Raw genomic sequence first — 3,282 nt, forward strand, 5'->3', positions numbered from 1 at the left:
GGTTAAGCGCAGGCTGCTGCCTTGCGGAACGCGTTTCGAGCTTACAGCACGGGCAAAACTTTAGATTTTGTGCAACAAAAGCTACAAGTTTTAGGCGAAAGCTCCTTTAGAAGCCTGCTTCTAAAGAGCTGCAGCCGGCCCCACATGCAAGTATGCCCATTGTCTGTAGCAACTTCGGTTCAACGCATGCCACAGCAAGAACAATCATTTTCCGTAGCTACTTCGACGAGCAGAAATAAAAATTAACCATAAAATATACAAACAATGCTATCTCCAAAAATAAATATCGATCGATTTTCTCTACATAATCTCTTTTATCCAATCAGGACAAAGTGTCACAATGCCGCTTGTGTATACGCTTACAACAATATAAACTAAAGGTATCAGATTGGAGTGAGTAAGTGCGGAAAGTCAATAGTTACGAATTGATGCAATTATGCGCACGGGCAGGTGTGATCGACCAATCGGCTTTATTCAAGTCGACTTTGCGGCGGCAATTGCCTATTCATCATGCGGTTGAATTTGTCAGTGAATTCGATGTTTTGATCAACTATCCGGTCAAAAATCCACAGAAGATTAAAACACTGGTGATCACATCTGAGGAGGTGTTTTTTACAACGGCGACGACAAAAAGCTTGTTACATTATCGTATGCGGCATGCGGTCTTCGATGTGTCGATGGTTCGTTGCCTGAAGGAGACAATCGGCTTGCCTGTGAATTGCGAATTGTCGCTTTGTTTTGGTAACTGGGTGGCCATGCATCTTTCGGGTGTTTCAAGTTCGAAGTGTTCAGATTGGGTCGCGTTGCACCGCGTGGTTAGGATTACGAAAAATCAAGAACGACGTCGTCTCTTTATTTTTCGTGATCAACTACGTTTAACATTAGCTGTCCAGGAAGATTTCAATCGGCGTTTCGAGAAAGTTTGTTTGATGAGCACGATCGAACTCGAGGCGCTACATTGCCTGTATCACGAAGCTGGCGTCGACGATCATGAATTGCTCATTTGCGCCAATATACTTCGGCAAAATGATTATCGATTTACGCGTGCTTGTGAATTAGTCCGGGCACATCAGGTGGGCGAGTTTCTAGAATTATTTGACTTAGTCGCGATACGCCAGATTTGTCATCACCCAGAGTATGAGGTGATTTCAAGCACCTTTGAGGATTCTGAAAACTATTTTGTTTCGAGATTGAGACGGAAACGTAGCTTCAGTTAGCAATAAACTTTTTGATTCGGAGCAAAATGTGGATGGCCTGTCTGACGCCACTTAATCGATAGGTGAAGTTTTTTAAAGACGTTGCTTGTTGCTGTGACAAGGTTTGCGCTCCGAGGTGTTGACTTAAGCTGGACTTGTTAAGCTAGAGTCACCACAAGCGCTTGTGGAATTCTGTTAAGGAGTTTCACAATGAAAAATGAAAACAATGAACCAACAGCACGCAATTTTACCATGGGTTTACAAGCGGCATTACGACAGCAGAGATTGTTGCATGGTGCGGTTAAGAAGGCGGGGATTTGGCGCCAAAATCAGGATTACGATGATTTTTTGCAGGAAGCTTTTTTAGCGTTCGCGCAAGCTTATGTGAATTATCCAGCCGACCCAGAAGTCGACGAATGTTTCTTGGGCTACGCGTATCAGCACATCGTCTGGCGACTGACCGACCTCTTACGCAAGCAACGATATCGGCAGGCGGCACCATTGTCAGATTGGGAAAGCTGGCACCATGTCAGTGACGACACGGAGATGGAGTTAATGATTACACTGCAGGAATTGGCGTACGATCGTAATTCAATCGATCAGCTGATCATTCGTGATCACTTCATCAAGGGACAATCGCTGACTACCATTGCCTGCAAGGCACAGCTCAGTCCTAGAACGCTGCGCAAACACCGGACGCAATTGCGAGAACAACTCGCTGCAATCTTGGATGACACCAAACACTAGGATGATGTAAAAGGGGGCCAACAATCTTTACGTTGTTGGCCCTCTTTTTTGATTTTTCGCTTCCGGTTAACACAATTGAGACTCGAATCAAAAAACGATTCGGGTCTCAATCATATTAATCCTCGAATTCACCCATGAGCCTTCACACTAAAACGTGCTCAGGCTCATTGAATTTTCCGGTTAACACAATTGAGACTCGAATCGAAAAACGATTCGGGTCTCAATCATATTAATCCTCGAATTCACCCATGAGCCTTCACACTCTAAACGTGTTCCGTAAGGCAGCTTTCTGCGTTTAACAACAATTTCTAAACAATTCGCTGTACGAATTATTCAGAAATCATCGTTAATCCTCGACAGCAGACCGCCTTACTTCACACTCTGTGTTGCCCAGAATGATGGGATATTTAATTCGTGTAGGTAGCCTTCTCCGTTCGTGTCTTCATACACATCGACGAGGGTGAATCCTGCCTTGAGTTGGCCGCGGATCTGTTCTTCAATCGTGTGCGAGAACTGGATGCCGGAATCAGCAATGTCTAAGCTTGCCATTAATTCTGGTTGCTTCAATGGATTATACGGTAGCGAGTTAACGATTTGGTGTTCATCGTCAGACACGATGTAATTGATGCCGTTATCTAACCCTGCAATTAAGCGACCGCCTGGTTTTAAAATCCGGTAACATTCTTTCCAGATTGGCTCGACTTCTTCAACGTAACAATTTGAAACAGGGTGGACGATGAAGTCGAACGTGTTGTCGGCAAATGGGAGTGGTTTGGTCATGTCGCCACGAATAATAGTGATGTCATAATTTTCTCGCTCGGCGACTTTACGCTCGCTTTCGAGTTGTGCAGGCGAATAATCAAGCACGGTACACTCTGCACCCAACGCCGTCAGCAATGGCATTTGTTGACCACCACCAGCTGCAAGTCCGAACACTTTTTTGCCGTGAAAATCGTCCAAGAACCAATCGCGCGGTACCGATTTGGTGGGTGTGAGTAGCATCTGCCAATCGCCATTTTGCGCCGCAATGAACGTTTCGTGAGTCATTGGAACGCCCCATTGCCAGCCTTCCTTGACCCAACCATCGACGGTTTTGGCATTGATATCTGTGTAGTTTTCAGTCATTATTTACTCCATTCTCGAATCTCGATTGATTATATTATAGCAAGATTTGGTGATTCGTAGGTGTTTTGTTGAAAAATCGTATTGTGTGAGTGAAACATGGTGACATTGAACCGAAGTTGCTACGGGAAATGGTTATTCCTGCTGTGGCATTGCGTTGAACCGAAGTTGCTACAGACAATGGGCATGCTTGCATGTGGGGCCGGCTGCAGCTCTT

At 45.0% G+C, this 3,282-nt stretch carries 3 protein-coding genes; 2 read left to right on the top strand and 1 reads right to left on the bottom strand.

Features of this window, described 5'->3' with window-relative positions:
* The first annotated feature begins 401 nt into the window (after positions 1-401).
* Positions 402-1,217, top strand: coding sequence for a hypothetical protein (locus FC15_RS05000; protein ID WP_057824570.1), 816 nt, complete (start codon positions 402-404; stop codon positions 1,215-1,217).
* Positions 1,218-1,406: 189 nt separating this feature from the next.
* Positions 1,407-1,943 (top strand): sigma-70 family RNA polymerase sigma factor, encoded by a 537-nt coding sequence (locus tag FC15_RS05005; RefSeq protein WP_057824572.1) that lies wholly within the window; start codon positions 1,407-1,409, stop codon positions 1,941-1,943.
* A gap of 369 nt (positions 1,944-2,312) precedes the next feature.
* Here FC15_RS05005 and FC15_RS05010 read toward each other — a convergent pair whose 3' ends face one another.
* Positions 2,313-3,068 carry a class I SAM-dependent methyltransferase gene (locus tag FC15_RS05010; protein ID WP_057824574.1) on the bottom strand — a complete coding sequence of 252 codons (756 nt, stop codon included), beginning with the start codon at positions 3,066-3,068 and terminating at the stop codon, positions 2,313-2,315.
* Positions 3,069-3,282: the final 214 nt, after the last annotated feature.

This window comes from Lapidilactobacillus concavus DSM 17758 (genome assembly GCF_001435835.1).
In the GTDB taxonomy this organism is placed as follows: domain Bacteria; phylum Bacillota; class Bacilli; order Lactobacillales; family Lactobacillaceae; genus Lapidilactobacillus; species Lapidilactobacillus concavus.